The following is a 22,133-nucleotide window of genomic DNA, read 5'->3' as shown; positions in this document are numbered from 1 at the left end:
CATGAGAAAAGCGATTAGTACAAAAGGGGCATCTGTCGGAAGTGGTCCGTATTCCCAAGGAATCGCTGCTGGAAATATGCTGTTTGTTTCGGGGCAAGGGCCACTGGATATAGAGGGAAGCATCAGGAGTGGCAACATTGAAGATGAAACGAAGCTGACGCTGGATAATATACAAGCGATTGTAGAAGCGGGTGGCTACACGATGGATGATATCGTTAAAGTAAGTGTCTATTTAGCCAGCCTTGCTGACTTCGAGCGGTTTAATGCGGTTTATCGAACCTACTTCAAGACGCCTTTCCCAGCGCGCACTTGTGTGGAAGCCGGCTTGGACGGAATTAAGGTCGAAATTGACGCTATTGCATACAAGGCGGAGTAACGGTAACGGGAAGGTGGAGGTTTTTAATGAAACGATTTGTAAATCATACAGCGCTTGTGACAGGTGCAGGCCAGGGTATCGGACTTGCGATTGCCGAGCGCTTCGCGGCAGAAGGCGCGCATGTCGTCCTAGCGGATATTCAGGAATCGCTGCTGCTCAAGACGGAGGAACAATTCAAAGCATTAGGCTATTCTGTTTCGTACCAAGTGCTTGATGTCTCTCAGCCTGATCAGGTAGAAGATGTTGTTGAGCGTATCGTTCAGGAGCGTGGCGTCATTGATATTCTTGCCAATAATGCTGGTGTTGCTTGGGAAGAGTCTTTCCTAGATATCAGGGATGACAATTGGCGGAGAATGATTGATGTCAATCTGAGCGGTATGTTCTATGTCGCACAGCGTGTCTCTCGCCGGATGAAAGAGCGGGGCAAGGGTGTCATTATTAATATGTCCTCCACGAATGGTCTAGTTGGTGAAGCCAAATATGCGCATTACAATGCTTCGAAGGGTGGGATTATTCTGCTGACCAAGACGATGGCGGTAGAATTGGGAGCTGCGGGAATTCGAGTGAATGCCGTATGTCCGGGTTACATTCAGACACCGATGTCAGAGGCGATTGACGACCCTGAGTTCGTTAGTAATTATATCCACAGCCATATTCCACTAGGCCGTGTTGGTGAACCGAAAGACATCTCCGGAGTATTCGCCTTTCTTGCTTCGGACGATGCAGCTTTCATTCATGGTGAATGTATTGTCGTGGACGGCGGACAGCTGGCATTCTGAGGAAGGAGAGGAGAAAAGCTGTGAATAAATACGAATTGGACACACCTTGTATTATTGTTGATCGTACGAAATTGCTTGCTAATATCAACCGTTACCAAGCCATTGCGGACGAGGCCGGAATTACACTGCGTCCGCATGTCAAAACACATAAAACTCCACAAATTGCCCGCCTGCAAGTAGAGGCTGGGGCAGTAGGTGTAACTGTGGCCAAGCTTGGAGAAGCCGAGGTGATGGCGGACGGTGGGATTAACAATATTGTAATTGCGTATCCTATTGTCGGCCAATCCAAGCTGGAACGGTTAGTCCAGCTTGCTAAACGTGTGAAGCTCACCGTGGCATGCGATAGCTATGAAGTGGCCTCAGCCATATCGGAAGCTGCTTTGAAAGCGGGCATGGTGATTAATATATGGATCGAGATTGATCCCGGCTATGGCAGAGTGGGAGTACAGCCGGGAGAAAGCCTGGAACGGCTGGCTGGTGCTCTTGCCCCGCTCCAAGGGATTGTGGTGACCGGAGTGCTGGAGTTCGCCGGTCATTCTTATGATGCACAAACGGATGAGGAACGGAAGAGCATCGCGGTACATGAAGCTGCGGTCGCGTCCTCTTCGGCAGATACCTTGCGTGGCTGCGGGTTTCCTATTGAAACGGTCAGCGGGGGATCGACCCCGGTGAGCCGTTTCGCTTCATTGATGCAGGGGGTCACAGAAATTCGCCCCGGCACTTATGTTTTCGGAGATTTAACACAGGTCCAAGCTGGGGCGCTTGAGATAGAGCAATGTGCTTTGAGCGTCCTGGCAACCGTGATCAGCCGGCCTGCTCCCGATCGGGCGGTCATCGATGGAGGAACCAAAGTGTTCACGATGGACGGAGAAGACTCCGTCTTAGGAACAGGACGTGGTTACGTCATTGGACACCCAGAGATTAACGTATCCTGGTTCAACGAAGAACATGGGGTACTGGTATTGCCGCCTTCGGAACAGGGGCTCAAGGTTGGAGACAAGCTGGAGATCATTCCCGTTCATTGCTGTGCTGTAGTTAATATGTTGGATGAATTAAACATTGTACAGGATGATCTGGTTCAGGAAATATGGCCGATTGCGGCAAGAGGGAAAGTAAAGTAAGAGAGAGGGGACTTATGCTTGGCTAATCAACCGGAATTGCTGGTGGAGGAACTGGCGCTGCTGGGTGAAGGCCCACTGTGGCTGCCGGACAGCAAGCAGATTGTGTGGGTAGATATCGAGGGACTATGTATTCATCTGTTCACTCCCGGTACGGGAGTAAGTCGGGTGATTCAGGTCGGCGACCGAATTGGTGTTATTGTGCCTGCGGAGGATGGGCGACTGATTTGTGCTCTGCAGAACGGTCTCTACTTCTTGGATTTGGAGAGTGAGGAGCTCGAGTTTATTGCCGATCCTGAATCGGACCGGCCAGAGAACCGTTTTAATGATGGGAAGTGTGATCCGGCTGGACGCTTCTGGGCCGGGACCATGCCAATAGAAGGTGATGATCTTCTCGGTGCTCTTTACCGTTTGGACAGAGAGGGAAAGGTCCTCAGGATGCTTACAGAGGTCGGTTGCTCCAATGGCCTAGCCTGGAATGCAGAAGCAACATCCATGTATTATATTGATACCGTAACCGGCCGCGTAGATCATTTCGATTATGATGTCCACAGCGGAAATATCGAGAACCGCCGTACAGCTTTTCATATCCCGCCCGGGCAAGGTTTCCCTGATGGGATGACTATGGATAGAGAGGGAATGCTGTGGGTGGCTCATTGGGGAGGAAGTTGTGTCAGCCGCTGGAACCCCGTCCTAGGTGAGTGTCTGGAGAGGGTCTTGCTGCCTGTCTCTCAGGTGACTTCATGCTGTTTCGGAGGAGATCAGTGGGAGGAGCTTTATATTACATCAGCAAGAGTTAACCTCAGTGAGGAGCAGTTGCTGAGAGAGCCGCTTGCAGGCGGCATATTCAGATATACTCCCGGTGTAAGTGGAATGCCTGCGCATGTCTACAAATTATAGTTAATGACGGGCGATGGAATGGAGAACGCTATGGTTGCCGCCTACAATCCTAAAAAGCTTGCTGATGCTAGAAGCATAAGAATGTTGTTCTTCATTAGTTGGGTTACTTACGTCTCGACTTATGTAGGTCGGTTAAATTTCTCTGCAAGTATGGGCGAGATGATTATCGCCGGGAATTTCACTAAGTCCGAGCTAGGCTTAGTGGGAGCAGTATTTTTCTTTGCCTATGGGATCGGCCAGTTTATCAGCGGAATTCTAGGTGATAAGGTAGCACCGAAGCAACTCGTTTTTATAGGTGTATCAACATCCTCCATATTAAATTTAGCCATGGGGGTCAGTTCATCCTATGAAGCTATGATTGTGTTATGGTCCCTGAACGGACTTATGCAGTCCTTAACCTGGTCTCCTATTGCCAGACTGATCTCCGATCGATTGCCCCGCAAGGAGTGCTTTAAAGCTTTTGTTAACCTCTCCACTACCGTACCCGCGGGAACTTTATTAACCTACTTTATGTGTTCAATGCTCATTGAATATTCTAACTGGCGGATGGTATTTATCCTGGCTGCTATCCTTATGTTTCCCGTAGCAGTTATATGGTATGTAGTCATATCAAAGCTCGAATATAAGGCGGAGAGCGATGGGTTCGCAGAGGAAGATGATTTCCAATCAGCAGTCGGGAGAAACACTCTTGTTCATAAGACGTCGTTTCACACCGTATTTCTGGCCTCAGGGTTACTGATGATTTCCATCGGGGCGATGCTTCATGGCATTTTGAAGGATGGGATTATGACGTGGCTGCCAACCTACCTTGCAGAAGGGTTTAACACGAGTTCGAGTCTTGCAATAAGGTTAACCATGGTTCTGCCCATTATTAATCTTGCTGGTGTCTATATATCTAATTATTTCAATAGAAAAATATTTATGAATGAATTAGTCACTGCAGCCTTTCTTTTTGTTGTAACAGTACTGGCTCTGCTGATGTTGATCATTTATGGGCAGGACAATTTGCTGATTTCACTGATTATGCTCGGAATAGTCACCTCAGCGATGCTCGGTGTAAACTCAATGCTAGTCAGTTTGGTCCCCTTATATTTTAGTGAAAGCAGAAGAGTGTCCACGATCTCAGGGATGCTGAATTCGACAACCTATTTGGGAAGTGCTATTTCGAGTTATGGGGTCGGTGCAATCGCTCAGCAATTCGGTTGGGGGATTACCCGATCATCGTGGTGTATTATGGCCACAGTAGGGGCAGTGATCTGTATGATCTCCAGTAATAAGTGGCGGAATTTCACTAAACAAAGTTGATGGGAATAGCCCATAGAAGGAGGATTCTTATGAAAATACAATATTTAGGCACTGCCGCTGCTGATGGATGGCCTGCTCTCTTTTGCAAGTGTGCAGCCTGTGAGAAGGCCAGAAAATATGGGGGCAAGAATATCCGGTCTCGCTCACAAAGTATAATTGATGACTGCCTACTCATTGATATGCCACCGGACACCTACTATCATACGTTGCAATATAATCTCGATTTCTCAGCGATTGGGCATATCCTGATTACTCATTCTCATGAAGATCATTTCTATCCGGCGGATATGATCTTGAAAGCTGAGCCTTATGCCTATTTTGGGGAGGTGCCCAACATTTGCGTATATGGCAACAGCACAATCAGTAGCATGCTGCAGCAGGCCATGGATGGAAGTGGTATAGATCATATTGAGGATTATATTACGCCTGTACAGGTGAAACTCTTTGTACCCTTTACTATAGGAGCGTATACGATAACTCCGCTACTGGCCGACCACATGCCCAATGAAGACTGTTACATCTATTGCATAGAGAAGGATGGGAAGAGGCTGCTCTATGGGCATGATACAGGTATGTTTCCGCCACAAACTGCTGATTATCTGGAGCAAACCTTTTTTAATTTGGTGAGTTTGGATTGTACATTTGGATTAACGCCTTGGGAACACGGGCATTTGGGACTTCCTAATATTATAGAAATCAAAGAGAAAATGCTCAGACAGGGATGTGTGGATCAACAGACCCAGTTTGTGATTAATCATTTCTCTCATAATGGAAAAGTGATACATGATGACCTTGCTCCGCACGCTGCGAGGTTGGGTTTCATTACAGCTTATGATGGGCTGACCCTGCATATTTAAGATGCCGGAGTTGATCTGTTTGGCTGTCTCCATTTTCCAACGATAACCAAAAGCAAGGGCAGAATGATCATATTAACAGGCAGCACAAATGGCACCCAGTAATGATTTAAATAATGCGTTGTTGCCTCCGTAACATTTTGGGGGATTAACGCAAATACAAAAATAACTGGGGCAATGAACCAGAGCATGCTCCTCCAGTTGCGGACGTGCAAGAATTGCGCGGTTCCATAGCTTGCAATGAAGAGATACACGGACAATTTGATGAACACGCTGGCGATCCATATCACGACTGGAACCGCGTCGAAATTATCGATAAAACCGAACAATGAGATTTTTTGAGTCATTTCGAAAAAAGGGTACCACATCGAAGGAGTAAGATTAACTCCTATAGTGAAGATGACCATCATCGTGGTTATCACTACAAAGAAAGTCGCGGTCATGACCGCCCCGAATGCGTAAGGTGCTCCTTTGCGCGGCTGACTCATAAATGATGCGAACATGAGATATTCGACGGAATGGCCGAGGTAAGAGGCTGGAGCCAGCGCACCGCCCATTATTCCCATCATTCCGCTGTCCGCATAGACTGGGAGGATATTTTTCCAGTGAATGTTGTTGGTGCTCGCGACCAGGGCAAGACAGACCATGAACAGTATGATCGGCCCCAGAAACTCGCTGCAGCGGCCGATGCCTTCGATCCCTCCATGAGTCGCGTAGACGATCAACAAGACCATCAGGAGTAGGATCGCCTCTTTGGGCGTCCCTTGAAGCAGCTTGATTTGGACTAAATCGGAGAATTGGCGGAGAACAATCGGGATGATCGTATACCATTGAACCAAATAAATTACAATCACAGCTTTGCCGAGCCACGTGCCGAGAATCTTCTGACTGTATTCGATTAAAGTCTGTCCGGGGTAGAGGTGTGCAGCCTGTGTTGCCAGCAACGCGACCAGCAACGCGATGCATCCAGCAACGATAATAGAAAGCCACGCGTCCTGTTTCGCGGCCTGCAGGCTTGGAGTGAGCGTCATGACCAATGTCATACCCAAGTCCATGATCATGATCATCCAGAAAACCTGTATACCCGTCAATTTCATCTTCATCGTGAACAGCCCTCCTCCGGTTGATGGTCAATCCGTTTTTTTTATATGCACGGGTGTTTGCGTTTTGCCCGTTCGTTCGATGTCGATGTTAACATCGACGGTCACGGGAACGAGGGGATAAATGTCGGTCCATTTACTTCTTATTTTTTTCCAAGCATAAGGATGCTCAATATGAATTTCCTCTCCAATGCCGAAGATATCCGATTTCAAATTTTTTTGTACATGTACTAACATGCTCTCGATTTCGGTTTGAATTTGTTTCGACAATTGTGTTTCTACTCGTTTCATAATATTGCTACTGCTCAGGTCTAGTTTCGTATCATTATCGATCGCTCGAACCAAAGCATGGAATGAGACCCATACTTCGGGAATTGGATTCTTCACAGCAGTCCGTATCTTTATGCCGCTTTGTAGTAATTCGACACCTAATGTCCCCTTGTAATCTGCTTCTTCCGGTTCCAATTGTATAGTGAACTTCACCTGCTGGGTTTCCCCTATCCACCAACGCAATAGTTTCAATTCATCGGGTTCCAGAAATCCGGATAATTTGTTACCCAGGTAAACGGCAGCTCGGTCAATCGAGAACGTTTCCTTATCGCTGTCTTTATGAAGGATCCTAATGGCGGAGGTAACCGGCGATCTTCCTTGCGAGGACAAGGCATCTAGAAATTGGTCGATTTTGACGGAGAATCCCATTTTGCTTGATTGCATTTTGTTGATGCCGATACTCGGAATGAGCTCTAGCTGATAGGGTTGGTTCAAAATTTCTTTGGCTGTGCTGCCATAAGACGTCACCACGTAACCATTGTAGCGGCTCTCGGGTAACCGGCTAAACGCATCCAGTACCTGATTTAGGCCATGTCGAGCGTATTCTTCTCCGAACACGATGACTCCCCTATGTCCGAAATAGAGGATCCGAGACAATTGTTGCTGCAATCGCCCCGCAGCTTCCGACGCGCTACTGCCTTTGGCTGAGAGAACGACGACTGATTTTTTGCCGCTCCCCCCGGTCTGCACGGCGCTCGGAATTCCCGTAGGAAGAGCGATCTGCAAGGTAACTTCGATCTGTCCATCATCCGTAATATCGAATCCGCTGGCCATGATCAAAGCAAGATCGTCCATTTCTTTGCGGTCCCAGCAGCCGGTTATCAACCCAAGAAAGACGAGAATAGCCAAGCATTTACAGGCCATTAAAGCTCTGGTCATTTTCTTTGCTCACTCCAGTCGTTGCTTTGTATGATGCTGACGCTTTAACAGCATCCGCCAGGGGGCTCGGAACAATGAATCCGTCAATCCCGAGAAGCTAAACGGTGCGATCGGCGTCATGTAGGGGACGCCAAAGGATTCCAGATTCACCAGATGGATCAAGACGGCAATTAAGGCGACTACAACGCCGTATAAGCCAAAAGTTGCCGCGAACAGCATAAGCGGAAACCTTATAAGGCTAATTGCCTGGCTCATGCCAGGGTTGGGAATGAGAAAAGAGGCGATTCCCGTAATGGATACGATGATGATTTGGGGAGCGGAAATAATGCCTGCCTGAACGGCAGCCTGTCCGATGACAAGCGCACCCACGATACTAATGGTCTGGCCGACGGGACGGGGAAGACGGACTCCTGCCTCGCGGAGCGCTTCAAAGGTAGTTTCCATGATCAAAGCCTCCACGATTGCCGGAAATGGCACGACTTCCCGCGCCGCTGCAAGGCTCAAGGCCAAACTTGTCGGAATCATTTCCTGATGGAAGGTCGTAACCGCAATATATAAGGAAGGGAGCGCAAGCGCAAAAAAAGCGAATAGATATCTCAGCCAGCGCAGCATCGTAGCGAATATGAAGTTCATATAATAGTCCTCGGCCGTCTGAAACCCGAACCAGAACGTAATGGGCAGAATGAGAACCATCGGCGAACCGTCTACGAGAAGCACTACTTTACCTTCCACCAGGGAACCCGAAACCAAATCCGGCCGTTGGGTCGACTGCATGACGGGAAAGGGCGAATTGGGATGGTCGCTGATCAATTCCTCGATATAGCCGGATTCCAGTACACTATCCATATCGATGCTAGATAATCGTTTCTTCACCTCTTCGACTATGCTCTGTGGGGCGATACGCTCAATGTAGACAATCGCCACGTCAGTCTGGGAAAGTCCTCCTACGTAGAGCTTTTCCGTCTTCAGTAGGGGTGTCCGGATTCGATGGCGAATGAGGGCAAGATTGATGTCGAGCTTCTCGATAAATCCATATCGCGGTCCCCGAATGACCGCCTCAGAAGCCGGTTCCTCCAGCTGGCGATGCAGCTTGTCTTTGAGTCCAAAGGAGAATGCTTCCGTGAAGGATTCAACGAATAAGACGACTTCTCCTCTGACGATGCGTTGCACAATTTCATTCATATTCATGGCGATACGGGGCTGTACGATAGAAGCTAACTTATACTTCAGCTGTTCATAGAGCTTAAGAGGGCTATCAATGGAAACAGGTTCATGCAGCATCAAAGGCTCCAAGAAACCGACGTCCCAAAGCTGATTATCGACCAAGACTTCGAGATAAACCGCCATGCCAGGGATTGAGCCAAATACATGCAGCCTACGCACGACAAGATCGGAACAATTGGCGAACAATTGCTTGATAGTTAATTCGTTGTCATCCAAATTGTCGCCAATCTTCGATTCGATTGTATAATTAAGTTCCTTCAGTTTTTTTTCAAATGGCCCCGATACTCCTTTTTTCGATTTCATACGCCACCCCTTTCCAATTTAACCTTTCCCATCCACTATTGGATTATTCGGAGAGAGGTGGGTCAAAGGGTATATTTTTATGGACGCCGAGCATACTTCTTGCATAACAAAACACATGATTGCGAAAAGAGAGTGTAGCATGAGAGTTGTGGGAAAGGCCATCGTCTTCTTATTTATAGTCGCTTTATCAGGATCAATCCTATATTATGCTGTCTCGACGGGCAGTTAAGCAAAATACTTGGTGGCGATTTTCTCTGCCGTTCGAGTGGCCAGCGCCTGCGTCGTCAGCGTCGGATTCGGACCGCCGATTCCGTTAAAGTGAACGCTGTTGTCGGCAATGAACAATCGTTTAACTTGAAGAGCCTCGCAGTTTGTATCAGTGACATACCCCATGCGCATCGTGCTTTCAAGATGGAGCATGAAGCTGAAGGGTGTATCCGAACGAATAATCTGTTTGGCACCGGCTTGCTGCAGCGTTTGAGAAGCATATCTGGCCAGTTGATCGCGCCTTTGCAGCGTCTTGGGGCTAGGGGTATAATAAATGACCGGAATCGGACCGTTCTCATCTTTCAGGAGTGGATCGACCTCTACCCTGTTGCGGTAGAGTGTTTCGTCATCCGTAAGAAGCAGCATGCTCATCGTTCGGGTATAATTCCTCATCAGCTCTTTCAGCTGAGGACCGACGACCCGTCCGCGAATATTCCACGGCGCCCCCGGTTCGGGCGGGTTAAGGGCGTCATATCCCGCTTCGCTGAAACCGTAGGTCAAATAGGACATTAAACCTGGGCTTAGGCAAGAGACTTGGAAGATTCCGATTCCGGGAATATCGACTCTGGCTCCTGAAGTATGACCTACATATGGATAGACAGACGGCATGCCCATAATACTCATAAGATCCTTTTCAGCGAAAACGCCCGCAACCCAGTCGAAGCAATGATTGGTCAGACCTCTCCCCACCCATTCATTATGGGGTAACCCCGAGTTCAGCCACAGGCGTGGCGATTCGATGCAGCCGGCGGCCATGACGACTGTTCTGGCTGTTAACTCACCGATTTCTCCCGTCCACGTATCCCGAAACTGTACGCCTGTCGCGCGAAGTCCTTCTTTGGGATCTTGCGCCGTTAAGATTTTGATCACAAAGGAATTGGGGCGAATCGCGACATTTCCAGTTTTGAGAGCGAGTGGAACGTAGCTGACTAAGGTACTCCGTTTGGCAATTTTGTCCACCGAAGGACCGACGGAGCATCCGTTGACGCAATTGCCCTTCAAGGTACATCCTTCCATATTGGATAGCTGCTCTAACGAGTATTGGGGATCCATCAGATGTTCGTTAGTAGGTAGGATGGCATTCGGATTGGGACGATAACCCGGAGTTGTGACATTAAGTGTTGGATTCAGCTGCCAACCTGCTTTCTGAGCACCGTAATAAAAAAGTTCTTCTTTGGGCGTTGTAGGCGAGAACTGAACGGGCAGCGTGGCTTCGGCTTTCTCATAATAGGGGATCAGCTCCCGGTAGCTGATCGGCCAAATATTGTCGATCGCAACGGGAAAAGCGCGTGGCGACTGCGTCCAATAATGTTGGGTCGTTCCTCCTACTCCGGATACCTGCCAGATGTCACCCTTCTGGCGCATGACCCGGTGCCAAGGCGTACGGCGGCGATCGGCAGGCCCAAAGCGGAAAACGCCGGACACCCCATCGTTCATGTTGTTCTCATACGCATTGTAGATCTTCTTGTAGATCCCCACATCCAAATCGTTATAATCGGAGCTCCATTCCCCGCCACGCTCACGATTCGGATTCTGCCATTGTTTGTTGCCGTACCAAGGTCCGGCTTCCAGTACCAGTACCTTCAATCCTGCTTCTCCGAGTTCCTTGGCCGCAACAGCGCCACCGCCGCCGGACCCGATGACGATTACGTCAGCATCGAACATACACTCTGAATTATCCAATGGTAGATTCCCCTCCTTTTCGCTCGATAGTCAACAAATAACCGAGAAGGGCGCGATAGCCGGGAACAACTCCAGGGTAGCCCACCTGTCTCCAACTGAGCGGGAAATATTCCAGCCTTCTTTCGGTCGGCGTCCTAAGCCGGGTCGTCCCGTAAGCCGACCACTCCGAGTAATTCCCGAACATCGTCTGCCTGTTGAGAAAATCAATCATATACCTGACAAGACCTCCGTCATCCCGGTATGGAGGAGGTAAGGTTCCAAGATCGACCTTCAATTGTTCCAGCATGGCGAGAACCCGAATCCGATCAGCCGGGGAAAGCGAGGAGAACGGACTGCACCCCCAAATCGAGTAGTTAAGAGTATCCTGCGCCTGTCCCGAGGCAACGAATTCAGCTGCACCTGCATTGAGCATCATAGCGGTAGAAGTGGATAGGGGGACGACGGTCAGATACAATCCTAATGTAAGCGAAAGACTGTGATCGAGTTCCCAGATCATATATTCATGAATGCACAAATCAACTGCACCTGCCGATCGCTCTTCCCCGTAATCGCAAGGCATCGCTGTGTTTGGAACGATCGCTTCGACAAGCGCCAGGAACGTTGTAAAGGTTTGGGCATCGACGGTTGCGGCATAGGTATGGGCTGCGTGTATAATAATTCCTCCTTTAACGAATAGATTTCTAGTCTGCCAGTAGAATTTCGCCTGAATTATATCTATTCAACCGAGTTATTATTCAGACACTGTGATACAAACCGGATCATCAAAAAGTTGCATAACACATTTGCACATTCATGGCAATACGCTAAAGGATACATAAAAGTATTCTTAGGTAGAATTCACATTTATTAGTAAGAACGTTATCTTATATAGTAAGTAGTGTTCTTAATTAAGAACTAAGGAAGTCCCCATCGGGGTCTTTTCAAAGAAGCTGTCGAAAGGCAGCTTTCCATATAAGGTGGGGATCTGAAATGAGCGCAATCGCGGGTATCTATCATCTACAGCAGCATATCCTTGATCCCGAACAAGGGCTGCAGCTCATGCAAGAGTTGAAGCGTTATCCGGCCGATGAGACAAGTGTCTGGCAGAAGAAAGGTATCTTCTTCGGCTGCCATGCCCAGTGGATCACACCGCAGTCTCTGGACGAGTCGCTACCCTTTTACGATGCCGAACGGGGGCTGGCCATTACAGCTGACGCTATCATCGATAACCGAGACGAATTGTTCGAGCAGCTTCAGGTACCCTATGAAGATAGGAGAACGATACCAGACAGCTTACTGATCCTGTTGGCCTATGAGAAATGGGGAGATCAGACACCGGTTCATTTGGTTGGGGACTTTGCCTTTATGATCTGGGATGAAAGAAAGGGTGCTCTCTTCGGGGCCAGAGATTTCTCCGGCAGCCGGACGCTCTATTTTCACCGTTCCGCCGGATTGTTCTCGTTCTGTACGGTCATTCATCCTTTACTGACCCTGCAGGGTGTAAGCAAACAGCTTAACGAAGAGTGGGCATCCGAGTTTCTAGCGATCGAAGGTCGAATTGATACCCTGAATTGCTTCTCGAGCGTTTATCAATCGATCGAACAGCTTCCTGCGGGGCATTGGGTTTCTATCACCAATGAGAAGATTGTTTTCTCGCAATATTACACACTGCATACGCAAAAACTTCGTCTAAGTTCTAACGGTGAATACGAGGAGGCTTTCCGTGAAGTTCTTGGGCAAGCCGTGCGAGATAGGCTTCGTACTCACCTTGCAGTTGGTGCCAATTTAAGTGGTGGACTGGACTCTGGTTCGGTCGTCAGCTTCGCTGCCGAAGAGCTTCATCGTCGCAGGAAACCATTACATACATTCAGTTACTATCCAGTAGACACTTTCACCGATTTCAATCTATCCAATCGAGTGGCCGATGAACGGCCCTTTATCCAAGAGACCATCGATCATGTGGGGAATATTGAGTCGAACTTTCTGAACTTTCCCAAGCTAAGCCCTTATTCCGAGATTGATGAATGGTTGGATATCATGGAGATGCCTTACAAATTCATTGAGAACTCCTATTGGCTTAAAGGGATCTTCGAGCAGGCGCAAATGAAGGGGATCGGTGTTCTGCTTAGCGGACAAAGAGGGAATTGGAGCATTTCCTGGGGCACTGCGCTAGATTATCAAGCCAAGCTGATTCGTGAGCTACATTGGCCCTCCTTTTATCAGGAGTACAGGCAATATAATCAGTCCATGAATGCGGACAGAAAAAAGGTACTGCAGATTGTCGGCGGGAAAGTTTTTCCATCTCTTACTCGGCTGTTGTCTAAGAGGCCCAATCCGTTGCCCAAACTAATTCATCCCGACTTCGCTAAGCGAACGGACGTGAATCAACGACTAAGGGAATTTAACATGGATAGTGAGAATTCGCAGACGATCTATGGTATTCGAAAAGATCATTTTGAGCAGCCGCATATTTGGAATGTGAACGGAACCGTCGCCACCAAGCTGTCGTTGAAGTATCGAGTATGGGATCGCGATCCCACCAATGATTTGCGTGTGATCCGTTTCTGTCTGTCTGTGCCAGAAGAACAATATGTTCAGAACGGAGTAGACCGTTCCTTAGTTCGCAGGGCAATGAAGGGACGACTTCCGGACAAGGTCAGAATGAATCGTAAGCGGCGCGGGTTGCAGGGGGCGGATGGGATTCACCGCATGATGCCGGAGTGGCCCTCTTTCCTTAGGGAGCTAAAAGAAATGATTAGAGATCCCCGTGCATCGTCCTATTTGAACCATGTAGATCTTGCTAGATGTCTAGAACGGCTTGGCAGCAAGCCTGATCCCACTATGATTTATAGTACAGACTTCCGCCTTCTATCACGAGGACTTGTATTTTATCGTTTTCTGAAGCGTATGTCCTGACAGATCACACTTGAAGGGAGGTGAAAATAATGAAAAAAGAATATAACACGCCTTCTTTGGAAGTTCTTGATATCAAAATGACTATGGCTGGACCAGGAGAAAGAATTGCTGACTCTTTCCAGGCTGATCCAACTGAAGTTGTACACTACTCGTAAAATGGCCGTTAGTCCGGCCCCGCCCTTATCCCCCTAAGCATGTTGGGAGGGGGATGGGGGTTTTCTTTTTATACATCATCCGTGGAAGATAGCGGGTGAAATTGACAATATGGAGTGAACAGTATGGTCAATACAGTTCAGCGCCTTGCCTATAAAGCCTTTGGTCTACAAATTTATAGTGAATTACCATTGCCGGAACTTCCTTTAACCGATCAACCAGGACTCATCGGCAGCATATCAGTCATTCAAGCGGACTTGGCTGAGCGATGGGCAAACATACCTAAGGTTTCCCTCAGTCTAGGGTTGCTGGGTAACGAAGTCATGTTCGAGATCAAGGATACAGCTATTTTTTCTGTTCAAGACGGCAATACAATAGTGGTATCACCCGCTGCCCATGCTGACGAGGATTGTATTCGTTTGTTTATTCTGGGAAGCTGTATGGGGATTCTGCTTATGCAAAGACGAGTTCTCCCCCTTCACGGTAGTGCGCTTGTCATCGATAAAAAAGCCTACGCGCTGGTGGGCCGTTCCGGAGCAGGCAAATCGACACTCGCTTCCTATTTAATGGATCAGAACTACCGGCTTATCAGCGACGACGTTATTCCCGTTATGGTGCAAAATGGACATCCGTTAGCAGTTCCAGGCTATCCGCAGCAGAAGTTATGGCAGCAAAGCTTGGACTATTTGGGAATGAGTTCGTCCTCTTATCGCCCGCTTTTCCAAAGAGAAGCTAAATTCGCAGTTCCGGTACATGACCGCTTTCACGCCGAACCGTTGCCGCTCGCCGGTGTATTCGAATTAGCGGTTTCGTCTGACAGTCCAATAACTGTACAGCCTATCCAAGGAATGGAACGATTCCATACGATATTTAATCATACGTATCAGAAGCATGTCGTGAGTCACCTCGGTATCATGGAATGGCATTTCAGCCTGATCGCCTCATTCGTCAACCGATTGCCGATTTATCGGCTTACCCGGCCAGAGCAGGGCTTTAGCGCTCCGGAGCAAGCTGCGCTTGTTCTTGAAACGATCCATAATCAAGTGGAGGAGAGATAAATCAATGAACAATACAAATATGTTGTCCCTCGAATCTGTTCTTGTGCAACAGGCTGGCAATATTGCCAGCGACATGGACGGTGAGAAGGTTATGCTGAATGTGAAGAACGGAAAGTACTATAACCTTGGAGAGGTTGGCGGAGAGATCTGGAATGCGCTGGCATCCCCTGCTCCTGTTAGCCTCGTGGTAGAGACCATTAAGGACAATTTTGAAGTTTCGGCCGAACTTGCTGAGCGGGATGTGTTTTCCTTCCTGCAGCATTTGCTGGAAGAGGATCTTATCGAATTCGTCAGCCGGCCATGAGTACGCTTCGGCGCATTCGTCGGCTGTTAACTTATGACAAAGCTGTGTTGGCGCTGATTCCAGAAGCCTTGTTGAGATTGACCTTGGCGAGAATTCAGCTATTGTTTCCGTTCTCCAAGACCGCGACGAGGCTCGGTCTAAAGTCTAATGAGACCTCTTCGGTCTCCAAAGACAGCGATATTACTAGTATTAAGCATATTACTAGCGCTATTCGAATAATCAGCAGATATACGCCTTGGAAGAGTACTTGTATGGTCAGAGCGGTGGCCGGACTGGACATGCTAGAGAAGCGCGGAATAGAAAGCACACTGTATCTGGGGGTTGCGAGAGACGTAAAAGGCCAAATGATTGCGCATGCTTGGCTGCGCAGTGGGGCTTATTATGTCTCTGGCGACGATATGATGCAGGGTTTTGTCGTTGTGGAGAAGTTTGCAAAAGTCTTACAAGCCGAGTAATCGAGGTGTGCCCATGCAAGTAATAATCTATTACATCCGCCAGCTGTTTGCTTTGTCTGGAGTTAAACTGTACCTTAATATGTTAGGCATGCTCATCAGCGGACTGCTGGAAAGTTCGGCCATTCTGCTGCTCGTGCCCATGCTGGCAATGGCGGGCATTCAGCTTGGCGGTACAGGAGCGGGTTATAATTTACCTATGTTTGATTTTATCACAGAGCTGCCACAGTCCACGGCGCTTCTGCTTGTGCTTGGAGTCTACATTCTGATCGCCCTTTGCCAGAATGTGATCTCACGGTCAGTCGCGATCCGCAACGTAGAAATTCAGCAGAATTATGGCCGGAAGCTGCGGTATGAAGTATACAGCGCACTATTGCGGGCCGAGTGGTCTTTTTTTCTCAAAAAACGGACTTCGGACCTGATCAATATGATGACAACGGAACTGGCGAGAGTGCTCGCAGGCATAAGCAGTTTCTTGCAGTTTATTACTTCGCTTCTGTTCACCCTAGTCCAAATTGGCTTCGCCTTTTGGCTGTCCCCCAAGATGACCCTCTCCGTTCTGGTTTGTGCGGTCCTGCTATCCGTATTCTCCCGCCGATTTATCCGTAAGGCCAGAAAGCTGGGCAGCCGCAGTTCCTTACTCGGTAAAGTTTATTTGGGTGGAATCACGGACCAATTGAACGGTATCAAAGATATCAAAAGCAACAATCTGGAGCTTTCCCGACTGAATTGGCTTCATGATTTCACTGGGGAGGTCAAGCAGGAGCAGCTTGATTATACACGGATGCGCTCCAATTCCCAGCTGTTGTACAAAATGTCATCTACACTGCTGATCGCCGTGTTTATCTTCGTGTCTTTCCGGTTTATGCATGCAGAGGGTCCACATCTGTTGCTGGTCATCCTGATCTTTGCCCGGCTGTGGCCGACTTTCGCTACGCTGCAGTCCTTGATGGAGCAGCTGTCTTCGGTTCTTCCTTCGTTTAAACAGTTGCAGCAATTGCAGGAAGAATGCCAGCAGGCCGCTGAACGTAGTGAGGAGGAAAGCAAGCAGCACATTGTCCCTTTGACGCTGAAGCGGGGTCTGGAAGCGCGGGATGTCGATTTCCGTTATCATCCGCAGGAGCCGCATTATTCGCTGCAGCAGGTAAATGTCTTTATTCCCGCCAATCGCATGACGGCTGTAGTTGGACGTTCGGGAGCAGGGAAGAGCACGCTTGTTGATCTGCTTATGGGACTTATGCAGCCGGAATCAGGGGAGATTCTGGCCGACGGCAAACCGATCTCGGGAGAGCGGCTTCTGTCTTACAGACGGTCAATTGGCTATGTAGCACAGGACCCATTCCTTTATAATGCTACCATTCGGGAGAACCTCACCATGATTAAACCAGATGCGAGCGAGGAAGAGCTATGGGAAGCCTTGGAGTTCGCTTCTTCTGCTGAATTTGTTCGTGCACTGCCGCAGGGACTAGATACGCTAATTGGGGACCGGGGTATTCGCCTGTCTGGTGGGGAACGGCAGCGTCTCGTACTCGCGCGGGCGATTATCCGCAAGCCTTCCATATTGGTTCTGGATGAGGCGACGAGTGCGCTGGACACGGAGAACGAGAAGAAAATTCAGGAAGCCTTGGATCGGTTGAAGCACTCCGTAACGATTATCGTGATTGCCCACCGTCTATCTACAATCCGGGGAGCGGATCAGATTTTGGTTATTGACGATGGTCATGTTGTACAGCAGGGTCTGTATTCAGGACTAGCTTTAGAAAAGGGCGGGATGTTTAGCCGATTGTTAAGCAGTCAAAATGAGGCTATGTAGAAGGGCGAAACTCTAATTTATCTAATGAAAAACACATATCCGAGCAGCAAAAAGGCTCCTTCTCTTACGGATTCATCCGAAAAGAGAAGGGGCCTTTTTACTTGAAAGATAAGAATTTCACTCGTTTTCTTCTTGATATGGCGAAAACTTCTGTTTCTCACCGCGTTGAGACAATATCTTATAAAAAAAGTTTTGCAGTTCGACCCAGGCGGACTGTAGAGCCGCTATTTCCCTTTTGAGGGGGTGAACGAAACAGGAAGCGGACTCAGGAAACGCTATTGAATCAAAAACAGGTTCTTTTGGGAAGAAACTGAATCAATAGCGTCCCTCGAGTCCGCCAAACTCTCAAATCGCCTGATTCCGAGTGAATAGGGGCTTTTCAGTCCGGACGATTCTGATCGAACTTATCCATGGATAGTGGAGCAAGCTTTACTTGTCCTCACCAATCGCTTTTCTCCAGCCCCATAAAAAGGGGCGCAACGGGAAATACAAAAAATGCAGCGGCTGAGGCAGTGGCAGTGTCTTTGCGTCCGCCGCATAGGGATACAGAAATCCCAGTACGTACAGGAGCTGCTGCGGACGCGTTAGAATCGCTGGCTGATAATATTTGTAATGCCGCTCCACTTCCGGCGCCAACGGAGGATTATTCAGGTTGACCAAACGCTCAATGTAGAACATGGAAAGCTCTGCCAACCGATGGGCCTTAGGGCTATCTGTCAAGCCTGACAAGGCGGGATCTATCGGTGCCTTTAGTAAAGCGGCCGCCAATAGCAGAGCCTGACCCCCCATATTGCTATAATGATACCGCTGAAGGAGCTGGATCAACGCGCCAGGCTCTGGCTGTTGCGCTAACAACTGCTTAATATCTAGCAGCCAGCGCAGTCTTGACCAGCCGTGTCTGGCTCCGTGAGCGCTCAGGAACAGGAACAGATCCTCTTTGCCTAGATAATAGACATTCCGCCCGAGACTGCTTGCCCTCGCGCGTGTCCATAGCTCATCGAAATCAGGCTCTCTGGAAGGCGCTGGGTTCAATCTCCAGTGGACTTCAACTTTGATAGTAGTTACGGAGTGATTGAAGGTCGTATGATGCTGTCTCCATTTCCAATCTCCTAAGATAGTCTCGAATTCCTCTTCCTTTACATACCCGAGCTGGACCAGCAGTGCTTCCGTTTCGGCTAGTTGTTCCAAGGGCACGATGAAATCGAGGTCACGCGAGGTGCGGAGTGAGATGTCTCCATATAAATCTAGAGCAAGTACGGGCCCTTTCAGAAACAAAGAGCGTATATTCAAGCGAGCCAGCTCATCGCCAATTCGCCCCATTTCGCCACTAAGCTGAAGCATCTGCACGGTATTGCGGCGGTATTCGTTCTTCAACCGCTGGATAACCAGGGTAGGCACACACTCTTCACGCATACGGCTAAGCTTGGGATATAAGAATGGATATACGCGATGATGCAAGGTTAGTTGAATAAACAGCTCCCAGTCTATATCTGCGAACAGTTCCGGCTCTTGACCCGCTGTCTCGTCGATGTTGTCCGTGGCAAGAAGCGTAAGTAGAAGCAATAATTCCGAAGATAAGCGCCCTTTATCAAGAGCATACCGGTCAGTCATAGGAACTCTCCTTCTTAGTATCCAAACAAGATAGAATTCGTTCTGTTTAAAGAACGCTCGAACGTACTGTGAGCGTAACATCGCTAACAGAAAATTGTCAATTCCAATCATGCATACAACATTAGTGGGTGAATATGAATGAAAGAGTATCTCTCAAAAGGCGAAGGAACATCATGTTGGCCAAGCGCTCCAAAAGTATAAGTTAGGGAACGACCAAGACGGGTTCCATGATGTCCTGCAAATGAACACGTATGAGATTGCAGTGTCCATGGTGCAACAGGGACTCCCGTATTCAGCCGTGATCGCGGTAAATGATCTGATGGCGATCGAATTGATCAATCATTTTAAGGTGTTGCATGTCAGGGTTCCTGAGGATGCAGCCGTCATAGGCATCGATGATGTATCCAAGGAGATCGATTCGTCTCTCTTTGACGACATTTCAATTGCCAGTATACGATCTAGGGTCTCAAGCGGTGGAATTGCTGCTGCATATCCTTGCTAATGAGCGGGCAATGCCAATCCAGCTGTCAGCCATTCTAGTATACCGAAATGTATTGGACATGGATGATCCGACGCAGATTATTCAATATTTGGGTAATATGATGTCTCCAAATTTCAATCTTGACGTTCTCATGCAATCCTATAAAAATAATGAGACGACAGAGATGAATTGGCTGTTTAACACTCCTTTCCGAAGATTGATCGTAGGATTGATTATACCCTTTGAAATCGAAGGATACCTATCAAGGTTATCAATTCAATCTGGAGAGCAGCTCGGATACTGGAAAAAAACGGAGTATGGAGCCAGTGATCCCCGCTTCTTTTCCGCCTTCCAAGGTATGGAGTGATCCTTCCTTCTTGGGTTCGGGGATGTATCTACGGAACTGAATGCTTTTAATACAACTTTTTAACTGGCTAATTTCTTCGCCTAATAAAGAACATCGTCCATCCCGATGACTTGGCAAAGGCACGAGCCATTGTCAAATAACAGCTGAACAGGCATACGGCCTTCCTTTGAAATGGAGTGTCGCTTCCGGCATACTAATGGAGAAGATGTATGGATGCTGATCAACGAAAATACCCAATATGATAGTTCGAAAACAATGATCCGTTAACCGGACTTGCCAATCGGCTCGCTCTTGAACGATCAGGCAGAAACGAACCAGAGTTTCTTCTTATTTTGTCGTAGACAACGTTTTGTTCATCAGAGGAATAAGCCGGGATGAAATAAATGCGACGATAGGGACAGTCAATACTACGGCAATACTTCCGGACAACCCCTGAATGACTTCAATCGCGATCATCTCCATATTAGTCAGTTGCGTAAAAGGGACACGATAGGAATAGATCAGTATCAATGCCTGTAAGGAGCTGCCTGTAAAAGCAAGTATAAGGGTGTCCGACATCGTTCCCATCATATCACGGCCGACATTAATTCCTGATCTGAACAATTCTTTCTTCCGTAGCGAATGATTTACCGTATACACCTCATGGATGGAAGAAGAAACGGAAATGCTTACGTCTACGATCGCTCCCAGCGAAGCAATTAAGATTCCGGCGAACAAGAGATCCTTGACCTGCATATGGGTATCGCGGGCAATGACAATTAACGTTTCAGCCTCCTCCGAATTTAATCCGGATATATGAGCGAAAGCTCCGGCCACGCTGGAGACCAAACCAGCAAATACAACCCCTATTGTAGTTCCAATGACGGCCGATACAGATTTCGAATTCCAGCCATGAATCAAGAAGAGGTTCGCGCAGGTCGTAATAATCACCATGATTACAGAGGCCAGAATAGGTGAGAATCCGTGATGCAGCAGTGGAATGAAAAAGAAAATGATGCAAATCATCGTATACGCTAGTCCGACGACGGATTTCAACCCTTTTTTTCCACCAATGGCCCACATGATGGCAATGAACAGAAACGCGAAGAAATATAGCGTAGGCGCACGGTAGTAACTGTACACGCGTACCTCATACATGCTGGGGTTGGCTGTTTCTACACATACCACTATTTTCATTCCTGCTTTGCCGTATACATTGTAGCGGTCACTTAGAAAGTTCTTGATGGTGTGAAGTTCACCTTTATGCTCACCCGTGAGGATTCGGACCTCCAACATTTGTGACCCCCGATATAAGCCACCCAAAACTTCATCCTGCTCAACTGTTTCGCTAGCGACCTTTATGATTGTGGCTTTCTCATATTTAAGGTAGGAGCTGCCGCTTTGTTGTAAGTAAGATTGAGGTCCATTTGCATTGAGCATATATAGAAATACAGAGAATACCAGCAACAAACCTACGATGATACCTCGCGGTAGCCATTTAGACTTCGTCATAAATAAATTCACTCCTGTTATCAAATCAAGACTTGTCTACTATAGGCAGGATATGTAAGTGCTAATTCATTTTTTTGTAAAATGAATATTAAATCACGTTCTGTGCCTTACGTTTGATCAGGAGATTTAGATTTCAATAGTTAACAAATAGAGCATTAAGATGAGAATGGAATGTGAATTTTAGAACACATTTACTCAAAACTGACAAATGTTTAACATGTAGCGAATAAATACGAATTAATCTAAATCAAGGAGCATGTCTTTTAATGCAAACGTTTGCCCTAAAGCGATACATAAGATGATCTTCATGAACGCAACAGAGCATGGGATTAACGTTATGCCACTGCAAAGTCAGCTTTATAGATCAAAAATATGGAATGGCGGGAGATG

Annotated in this window: 21 protein-coding genes; 14 read left to right on the top strand and 7 right to left on the bottom strand. The window is 47.8% G+C overall.

The window, feature by feature from the left end:
- Position 1 precedes the first annotated feature (1 nt).
- The 6 genes from H1230_RS28710 to H1230_RS28685 are packed head-to-tail and all read left to right on the top strand — an operon-like array spanning position 2 to position 5,335.
- Positions 2-376 carry a Rid family detoxifying hydrolase gene (locus H1230_RS28710; RefSeq protein WP_239713183.1) on the top strand — a complete coding sequence of 125 codons (375 nt, stop codon included), beginning with the start codon at positions 2-4 and terminating at the stop codon, positions 374-376.
- A gap of 26 nt (positions 377-402) precedes the next feature.
- Entirely contained in the window at positions 403-1,155 is a 753-nt protein-coding gene (locus H1230_RS28705) for an SDR family NAD(P)-dependent oxidoreductase (protein ID WP_239713182.1), read from the top strand.
- 20 nt (positions 1,156-1,175) lie between these two features.
- Positions 1,176-2,276, top strand: a complete 1,101-nt coding sequence (locus tag H1230_RS28700) for an alanine racemase (protein WP_239713181.1) — start codon at positions 1,176-1,178, stop codon at positions 2,274-2,276.
- Between the two features lie 18 nt (positions 2,277-2,294).
- The gene (locus H1230_RS28695) at positions 2,295-3,173 is read left to right on the top strand and encodes an SMP-30/gluconolactonase/LRE family protein (protein ID WP_239713180.1); all 879 of its coding nucleotides are present in this window, start codon (positions 2,295-2,297) and stop codon (positions 3,171-3,173) included.
- An 18-nt stretch (positions 3,174-3,191) separates the two neighbouring features.
- A complete protein-coding gene (locus H1230_RS28690; RefSeq protein WP_239713179.1) occupies positions 3,192-4,478 on the top strand; it encodes an MFS transporter in 1,287 nt (428 codons plus the stop codon).
- 29 nt (positions 4,479-4,507) lie between these two features.
- Positions 4,508-5,335 (top strand): MBL fold metallo-hydrolase, encoded by an 828-nt coding sequence (locus H1230_RS28685; RefSeq protein ID WP_239713178.1) that lies wholly within the window; start codon positions 4,508-4,510, stop codon positions 5,333-5,335.
- Here the strand turns inward: H1230_RS28685 and H1230_RS28680 are convergent.
- The 5 genes from H1230_RS28680 to H1230_RS28660 all read right to left on the bottom strand — a co-directional run bounded on the left by H1230_RS28680 (position 5,332) and on the right by H1230_RS28660 (position 11,632).
- Positions 5,332-6,435: a GerAB/ArcD/ProY family transporter gene (locus H1230_RS28680; protein ID WP_239713177.1), complete on the bottom strand. Its 1,104-nt coding sequence runs from the start codon at positions 6,433-6,435 to the stop codon at positions 5,332-5,334. The two genes, H1230_RS28685 and H1230_RS28680, sit on opposite strands and share 4 nt — an antisense overlap.
- Before the next feature lie 27 nt (positions 6,436-6,462).
- The gene (locus H1230_RS28675; protein ID WP_239713176.1) at positions 6,463-7,641 is read right to left on the bottom strand and encodes a Ger(x)C family spore germination protein; all 1,179 of its coding nucleotides are present in this window, start codon (positions 7,639-7,641) and stop codon (positions 6,463-6,465) included.
- Between the two features lie 9 nt (positions 7,642-7,650).
- Complete coding sequence (locus tag H1230_RS28670; protein ID WP_239713175.1) at positions 7,651-9,168, bottom strand: spore germination protein; 1,518 nt, start codon at positions 9,166-9,168, stop codon at positions 7,651-7,653.
- 225 nt (positions 9,169-9,393) lie between these two features.
- Positions 9,394-11,100 carry a GMC family oxidoreductase N-terminal domain-containing protein gene (locus H1230_RS28665; protein WP_239717619.1) on the bottom strand — a complete coding sequence of 569 codons (1,707 nt, stop codon included), beginning with the start codon at positions 11,098-11,100 and terminating at the stop codon, positions 9,394-9,396.
- Positions 11,101-11,110: 10 nt separating this feature from the next.
- The gene (locus tag H1230_RS28660) at positions 11,111-11,632 is read right to left on the bottom strand and encodes a hypothetical protein (RefSeq protein WP_239713174.1); all 522 of its coding nucleotides are present in this window, start codon (positions 11,630-11,632) and stop codon (positions 11,111-11,113) included.
- A 455-nt stretch (positions 11,633-12,087) separates the two neighbouring features.
- Between H1230_RS28660 and H1230_RS28655 the strand changes: the two genes are divergently transcribed.
- The 6 genes from H1230_RS28655 (at position 12,088) to H1230_RS28630 (ending at position 17,793) form a co-directional block, all read left to right on the top strand.
- Positions 12,088-14,013, top strand: coding sequence for an asparagine synthase-related protein (locus H1230_RS28655; RefSeq protein WP_239713173.1), 1,926 nt, complete (start codon positions 12,088-12,090; stop codon positions 14,011-14,013).
- A gap of 29 nt (positions 14,014-14,042) precedes the next feature.
- On the top strand, positions 14,043-14,168 hold the full coding sequence (locus H1230_RS28650; RefSeq protein ID WP_154121807.1) for a paeninodin family lasso peptide: 126 nt from the start codon (positions 14,043-14,045) through the stop codon (positions 14,166-14,168).
- 123 nt (positions 14,169-14,291) lie between these two features.
- On the top strand, positions 14,292-15,224 hold the full coding sequence (locus H1230_RS28645; protein ID WP_239713172.1) for a phosphoenolpyruvate carboxykinase (ATP): 933 nt from the start codon (positions 14,292-14,294) through the stop codon (positions 15,222-15,224).
- Between the two features lie 4 nt (positions 15,225-15,228).
- On the top strand, positions 15,229-15,528 hold the full coding sequence (locus tag H1230_RS28640; protein ID WP_239713171.1) for a lasso peptide biosynthesis PqqD family chaperone: 300 nt from the start codon (positions 15,229-15,231) through the stop codon (positions 15,526-15,528).
- Positions 15,525-15,983 carry a lasso peptide biosynthesis B2 protein gene (locus tag H1230_RS28635; RefSeq protein WP_239713170.1) on the top strand — a complete coding sequence of 153 codons (459 nt, stop codon included), beginning with the start codon at positions 15,525-15,527 and terminating at the stop codon, positions 15,981-15,983. Before H1230_RS28640 ends, H1230_RS28635 begins: the two co-directional genes overlap by 4 nt.
- A gap of 13 nt (positions 15,984-15,996) precedes the next feature.
- Positions 15,997-17,793 (top strand): ABC transporter ATP-binding protein, encoded by a 1,797-nt coding sequence (locus H1230_RS28630; RefSeq protein WP_239713169.1) that lies wholly within the window; start codon positions 15,997-15,999, stop codon positions 17,791-17,793.
- 429 nt (positions 17,794-18,222) lie between these two features.
- Here H1230_RS28630 and H1230_RS28625 read toward each other — a convergent pair whose 3' ends face one another.
- Entirely contained in the window at positions 18,223-19,404 is a 1,182-nt protein-coding gene (locus tag H1230_RS28625) for a nucleotidyltransferase domain-containing protein (RefSeq protein WP_239713168.1), read from the bottom strand.
- 241 nt (positions 19,405-19,645) lie between these two features.
- Here H1230_RS28625 and H1230_RS28620 point away from each other — a divergent pair, with 241 nt between their 5' ends.
- Positions 19,646-19,906 carry a substrate-binding domain-containing protein gene (locus tag H1230_RS28620; protein WP_239713167.1) on the top strand — a complete coding sequence of 87 codons (261 nt, stop codon included), beginning with the start codon at positions 19,646-19,648 and terminating at the stop codon, positions 19,904-19,906.
- Positions 19,878-20,252, top strand: a complete 375-nt coding sequence (locus H1230_RS28615; protein WP_239713166.1) for a hypothetical protein — start codon at positions 19,878-19,880, stop codon at positions 20,250-20,252. The genes H1230_RS28620 and H1230_RS28615 overlap by 29 nt, the downstream gene beginning before the upstream one ends.
- Before the next feature lie 327 nt (positions 20,253-20,579).
- Here the strand turns inward: H1230_RS28615 and H1230_RS28610 are convergent, their stop codons facing one another.
- Positions 20,580-21,743 (bottom strand): YibE/F family protein, encoded by a 1,164-nt coding sequence (locus H1230_RS28610; RefSeq protein WP_239713165.1) that lies wholly within the window; start codon positions 21,741-21,743, stop codon positions 20,580-20,582.
- Positions 21,744-22,133: the final 390 nt, after the last annotated feature.

Origin of the sequence: Paenibacillus sp. 19GGS1-52, assembly GCF_022369515.1 — a bacterium.
Lineage (GTDB): Bacteria > Bacillota > Bacilli > Paenibacillales > Paenibacillaceae > Paenibacillus_AQ.
This window is presented reverse-complemented; position numbering and strand designations above follow the sequence as displayed.

Excerpts from the sequence above, each read along its gene's own strand:
- H1230_RS28710 (WP_239713183.1), top strand. The coding sequence starts at position 2 with ATGAGAAAAGCGATTAGTACAAAAGGGGCATCTGTCGGAAGTGGTCCG.
- H1230_RS28705 (WP_239713182.1), top strand. The coding sequence starts at position 403 with ATGAAACGATTTGTAAATCATACAGCGCTTGTGACAGGTGCAGGCCAG.
- H1230_RS28690 (WP_239713179.1), top strand. The coding sequence starts at position 3,192 with ATGGAGAACGCTATGGTTGCCGCCTACAATCCTAAAAAGCTTGCTGAT.
- H1230_RS28685 (WP_239713178.1), top strand. The coding sequence starts at position 4,508 with ATGAAAATACAATATTTAGGCACTGCCGCTGCTGATGGATGGCCTGCT.
- H1230_RS28680 (WP_239713177.1), bottom strand. The coding sequence starts at position 6,435 with ATGAAGATGAAATTGACGGGTATACAGGTTTTCTGGATGATCATGATC.
- H1230_RS28675 (WP_239713176.1), bottom strand. The coding sequence starts at position 7,641 with ATGACCAGAGCTTTAATGGCCTGTAAATGCTTGGCTATTCTCGTCTTT.
- H1230_RS28670 (WP_239713175.1), bottom strand. The coding sequence starts at position 9,168 with ATGAAATCGAAAAAAGGAGTATCGGGGCCATTTGAAAAAAAACTGAAG.
- H1230_RS28665 (WP_239717619.1), bottom strand. The coding sequence starts at position 11,100 with ATGTTCGATGCTGACGTAATCGTCATCGGGTCCGGCGGCGGTGGCGCT.
- H1230_RS28655 (WP_239713173.1), top strand. The coding sequence starts at position 12,088 with ATGAGCGCAATCGCGGGTATCTATCATCTACAGCAGCATATCCTTGAT.
- H1230_RS28650 (WP_154121807.1), top strand. The coding sequence starts at position 14,043 with ATGAAAAAAGAATATAACACGCCTTCTTTGGAAGTTCTTGATATCAAA.
- H1230_RS28645 (WP_239713172.1), top strand. The coding sequence starts at position 14,292 with ATGGTCAATACAGTTCAGCGCCTTGCCTATAAAGCCTTTGGTCTACAA.
- H1230_RS28640 (WP_239713171.1), top strand. The coding sequence starts at position 15,229 with ATGAACAATACAAATATGTTGTCCCTCGAATCTGTTCTTGTGCAACAG.
- H1230_RS28635 (WP_239713170.1), top strand. The coding sequence starts at position 15,525 with ATGAGTACGCTTCGGCGCATTCGTCGGCTGTTAACTTATGACAAAGCT.
- H1230_RS28630 (WP_239713169.1), top strand. The coding sequence starts at position 15,997 with ATGCAAGTAATAATCTATTACATCCGCCAGCTGTTTGCTTTGTCTGGA.
- H1230_RS28625 (WP_239713168.1), bottom strand. The coding sequence starts at position 19,404 with ATGACTGACCGGTATGCTCTTGATAAAGGGCGCTTATCTTCGGAATTA.
- H1230_RS28620 (WP_239713167.1), top strand. The coding sequence starts at position 19,646 with ATGAACACGTATGAGATTGCAGTGTCCATGGTGCAACAGGGACTCCCG.
- H1230_RS28610 (WP_239713165.1), bottom strand. The coding sequence starts at position 21,743 with ATGACGAAGTCTAAATGGCTACCGCGAGGTATCATCGTAGGTTTGTTG.